Source organism: Legionella santicrucis (assembly GCF_001468135.1).
Classification (GTDB): Bacteria; Pseudomonadota; Gammaproteobacteria; order Legionellales; family Legionellaceae; genus Legionella; species Legionella santicrucis.
Genome location: NZ_LNYU01000057.1, coordinates 1 through 5,099, shown reverse-complemented (window position 1 = coordinate 5,099; position 5,099 = coordinate 1). Strand labels below are relative to the sequence as shown.

Here is a 5,099-nt window from a genome sequence, read left to right as displayed (position 1 = left end):
CATATCCATTGGATTCCCTCCCTAAAATTAAGAGCGGAATTCTAATGCTTTTTAGTCAGCCAGCAAGTCCCGTGCGTAACATGAGTAATTAATATAGAGTGGTTATAGAGCACTACTTACTTACTATCTTCACAACGTTTTACATTTTAATATCATAAATACATTTGATGGCTAGACTTTATTAGTTATTTCAAATTTCATAATCTCTTTATTCCAATAATTGATTTTTCCTGCATGACTCATTCCACACTTTATTAATACATTTTGGGAAGAGGTATTTCCAGGATGGACTACAGCGATTAATTTTTGCAACTTGAGGTTTCGAAAACCAACTTGAATTAGAGACGTAGTAATCTCTGTGGCGTACCCTTTCCCCCAATATTGAGGCAATAAAGCGTAAGCGACTTCAACCTCCGATTGGTTGTCATCATAATTGAAATAAATCAATCCTGCACGACCGATAAACTCATGCGAATCTTTTACAAAAACTGAGCCAAGACTAAATTGATGCTTTTGAAAGTGATTAATGGCATTTTCTAATCCAACCTTAACTTCATTTTTATCGCGTTTCCCATTACCTATAAAATTCATCACTTCAGAATTTGATTGCAGTGTGTACAGATTGTCAAAATCACTCAGGGAAGGTTCGAAAATGATGAGTCTAGTAGTTGTAAATAAGGGGTTCATTTAATTTTTCTATATATGATAGTTCCAATTTGGAGAGTATACATTTTTTAAAATCAAAGTCTTTAAAATTCATTTGAAAGCATGTGAACTAGAAGATGGGTTTTGGACAAGTTCTTCTTTTGAGATTTATAAAGTGTCTTGAGGTAACGTTCGAGGCGCATAGCTTTTGACTGACTCTTAAAGAAATAATTTTATCTCCTTCTGATATGACGCTATACAGAATAGCTCATTTGCTTCTTAGCTTGAGCATGCAATTTTAACCCATCCAGAAGCAAGTCCAACTGCAGATGAACCTGATGAATTATTGGATTTCTTGCAAAATAAAATTAATAGAGCTTTCAGTGGTAACGTTTTTAGTGAGGTGTTAAATCAGATGACAATCTTATCCACAAATATTGGGATAAATATGATGGAATATGTGCTAGAAGTCTTCTATTCCGGGGGTAAGTTAGAGCGTTAGAAGAGATGGTTCAAAGTGGGCAAGTTTAATCCTAATATAGAAATTTATACCAATGCGCCAATTTAATTAAGGTAAAGGTGATGGCCTGAAATATATACTATACCTATAGGAATACTAGAAGATTATGGAATTAAAAGGTTAGTAATTAATGCACTTAGAATCCCGAAATATTGTTTTTACTCCAACAGATTTAACTTTATTTATGGAAAGTCCGTTCGCCTCCTGGATGGAGCATTTAGCGCTTGTCCATCCTGAATCGTTACCGCCATGCGATAAAAAAGACGAATTGGTAGATTCACTAAAGAAGAAAGGCATCCAGCATGAAGCCAATATTTTAGAAAGTTTCTATCAAAAAAATTTAGTTGTTGCTCAAATAGAAAAAGAAACTGACAAAACCAAAGCGACATTAGATTCGATGACGGCTGGAGTTGACATCATTTATCAAGCCGCATTGCAATTAATTCCACTAAAGGGCTACGCAGATTTTTTAGTGAAAAAAGAGGGTGAAAGTAAATTTGGGGATTATCACTATGAGGTTTGGGATTCTAAACTAAAAAAAACGATTAAACCTTCCTTTATAATTCAACTATGTTGTTATGCGGAAATTTTGGAAGAAATACAGGGAAGAAGACCTGAGAATCTCACCCTTGTGCTAGGTACGGGTGACACCATTCACTTAAAGACGAACGATTATTTTTATTATTATAGAAATTTAAAAAATTGTTTCTTACAAGCCCATGAAGAATTTAGTATTGAGAATTGTCCAAGTCCAGCAGACTCTAGTCATTTTGGCAGATGGTCCGATTATGCAGAAGAGTTATTAAAAAAAGCGGACCACCTTTGCCAAGTTGCAACCATAACCAAAAGCCAAATAAAGAAATTAAATAAGTCCGGCATATCTAAAATGATAGATTTGGCCGAGACACCGCTTACTCATCTAACAGGAATTAATCCCGAAGTGTTTTCAAGATTGAAATCACAAGCAAAAATTCAGAAAGAAAGTGCCGGGAAAGAAGTTCCACTCTACCAGCTTTATTCGGCAAATCCCAATAAAAAAATTGGTTTGTATTTACTACCACCTACTTCGCCACTAGATATTTACTTTGATATAGAAGGATATCCTTTGGTAGAAGGGGGGATAGAGTATTTATGGGGAGTTTCATACTTAGATGAAAAAGGCCAAAGACTATATAAAGATTTTTGGGCACATAACCAGGATGAAGAAAAGACCACCTTCAAAGCATTTATCGATTGGGCATACGCTCGATGGACTACAGATCCGCAGATGCATATCTATCACTATGCCAACTATGAGATTTCCGCTTGTCGTAAATTAATGGGGCGGTATGGGATTTGTGAATATGAAGTCGACCAATTATTGCGAAACGAGGTTTTTGTTGATTTATATAAGGTTGTTAAAGGAGGCCTGCTAATAGGAGAACCTCGTTATTCTATAAAAAATGTAGAGCATCTCTATCGAGGCAAACGCACAACGGATGTTGGGTCTGGAGGTGATTCCATCGTGGTCTACGAACGTTGGCTGGAAGAGCCTGATGGTGATACATGGGAAACTTCAGCTATTTTAAAATCAATTCGTGATTACAATATTGATGACTGTAATTCAACTCAAGAATTGACGGAATGGTTAAGACAACGTCAGCAAGAACAGGGCATAAGTTATATCGGAAAAACTGAAATTGAAGAGCCTGAAGAAAAAGAGGAAGTGACAATCCGGATTCAGTTACGTGATAGATTACTAGCAAAATCTTATAAATTAGCTGAAGAGGGGTTGGAAGAAGAAGCAAAACTAGCTTCCCTTTTTGCTTGGGTCTTAGAGTATCACCGACGTGAACAAAAACCTATGTATTGGCGGCTATTTGATAGACTTTCGCTAACAGATGAGGAATTAATAGACGATATTGACTGTTTGGCTCTATGCATCCGTACAGAGACTGCTCCCTGTAAATTGAAGCCAAAAGACCGTAATTTGATTTACGAATATCGCTTTGATCCAACACAAGAATTTAAAGCTGATTGTGAAAAATATTTTGTATTAGGAAAAATAAAACCTGATGGAAAGAATCTCTGTGTTGAATTTATTAAAGAAAAATCCAATCTCCCTGAAGGATTGATCGCTTTAAAATCTAGTTTGCCATTAGGCGAAATTATCACTCTCATTCCGGATGAAAGTATCCCGATTAAACCTATTCCTGAGGCGATAGCCGCACAGGTAGAAACTTTTGAAAAAGGGGAACTCAATAATACTGCCATATTAGATTTTCTAAAACACGGTTTTCCTCGAATTAAAGGTCACCAAATGGGCGAACCTATTGCAGTTAGTCCTGATCCAAACAAAAGATTGTTAGAAATTATTAATGTAGTAAAAAATCTAGATAATAGCTATTTAACTATTCAAGGCCCACCAGGTTCTGGAAAAACCTATACTGCGACTCATGTAATTGCAGAATTACTAAAACTAGGGAAAAAAATAGGAATTTCATCAAATAGTCATAAGGCAATTAATCACTTACTTATCAAAACAGCAGAATATTGTAAGGAAAAGGACATTAAAAGCTATTTTGCTTGTACGAAAGAAACTGATGCGGCTTTAAAAGAATTAAATATTGATGTTTATAAGAATGAAAATATTACTGCTCATTTACAAGATGGCTGTCTTATAGGTACACCAGCTTGGGGATTTGCTCGTAATGATTTAGTCGATGCTTTTGATTATTTATTCATAGATGAAGCTGGGCAGGTGTGTGTTGCCAACCTTATAGGCATGAGTCGCTCAACCAAAAATATTATTTTGATGGGTGACCAGATGCAGTTAAGCCAACCGTCTCAAGGATGTCATCCTGAAGATAGTGGTCTATCCATTTTAGATTACCTTCTCCATTCTACTCCAACTATCCCAGACAATATGGGTGTATTCCTTGGTACTACTTATCGAATGCACTCAACGATAAACAAGTTTATTAGCGATGCTATTTATGAAGGTAAATTAAAGTCTGCACCTGAAAATGATAGAAGATATATTAAGGTTCCGAAAGATTATCACGGCCCGTTAAATAAAGAAGCTGGGATTATTCCAATACCTGTATTTCATGAAGGAAACACCCAAGCTAGTGATGAAGAGGTTGAAGAAATTGTAAAATTAGCTCGTCAGTTACTCGGTCGCACCCTAAAAGAAAAAAATGGTGAGGAGCGGCTTGTCACATGGAACGACATGCTTTTTGTTGCACCTTATAATCATCAAGTTAACAAACTGAAGGTAGCACTGGGTAAAGAGGCGAGAGTAGGTAGTGTTGATAAATTTCAGGGTCAAGAAGCCCCTATTGTTTTCTTAAGCATGTGTTCGAGTGATGCAAGTGAGTCAGCTAGAGGCTTAGATTTTTTGCTCGAAAAAAATCGGTTAAATGTGGCTATCTCTCGGGCTAAGTGCTTATCAATTATTCTTTTTTGCCCGAATCTTCCTAAAATAACAGCTAGAAATACTAAACAACTTCAAATGTTAAATTTGTTCTACCATTTGATTAATATATTTTGAGTAAAATACCGTCAAATGTAGAAATAGCGGCTCAGTTTTAACTTCTCGAATGATATTAATTTTCATTTTCGTAAAAAGTTTTTTATATGTTTGTCCAACTATTAATTAAAACTTTTTGTAAATCTGTCGATGTAGTAGGTAGAGAGAAATTTTAGTCCTGATAAAAGGCTTATTAAAAGGATATTGGGATGCAAATTGAAAAAATATTAAAAACCAATTCTGTTGAATTTGGAAATCATGAGGATAACGTTTGCAATTTGCAAGTGGATGAAGCGCAACTAATATTCCCCAAAAAAAATCTTAAAGAATTTATAAATAACTCATGTTACGCACGGGACTTGCTGGCTGACTAAAAAGCATTAGAATTCCGCTCTTAATTTTAGGGAGGGAATCCAATGGATA

At 35.5% G+C, this 5,099-nt stretch carries 3 protein-coding genes; 2 read left to right on the top strand and 1 reads right to left on the bottom strand.

Annotated features, from left to right (window positions below):
- Positions 1–171 precede the first annotated feature (171 nt).
- Positions 172–687 carry a GNAT family N-acetyltransferase gene (locus Lsan_RS12345; protein ID WP_058514547.1) on the bottom strand — a complete coding sequence of 172 codons (516 nt, stop codon included), beginning with the start codon at positions 685–687 and terminating at the stop codon, positions 172–174.
- 608 nt (positions 688–1,295) lie between these two features.
- On the opposite strand from Lsan_RS12345, the gene Lsan_RS12340 reads away from it, so the two are divergent.
- Complete coding sequence (locus tag Lsan_RS12340) at positions 1,296–4,697, top strand: TM0106 family RecB-like putative nuclease (protein ID WP_058514546.1); 3,402 nt, start codon at positions 1,296–1,298, stop codon at positions 4,695–4,697.
- Positions 4,698–4,885: 188 nt separating this feature from the next.
- Positions 4,886–5,050, top strand: coding sequence for a hypothetical protein (locus tag Lsan_RS22110; RefSeq protein ID WP_157068307.1), 165 nt, complete (start codon positions 4,886–4,888; stop codon positions 5,048–5,050).
- The last annotated feature ends 49 nt before the right edge of the window (positions 5,051–5,099 follow it).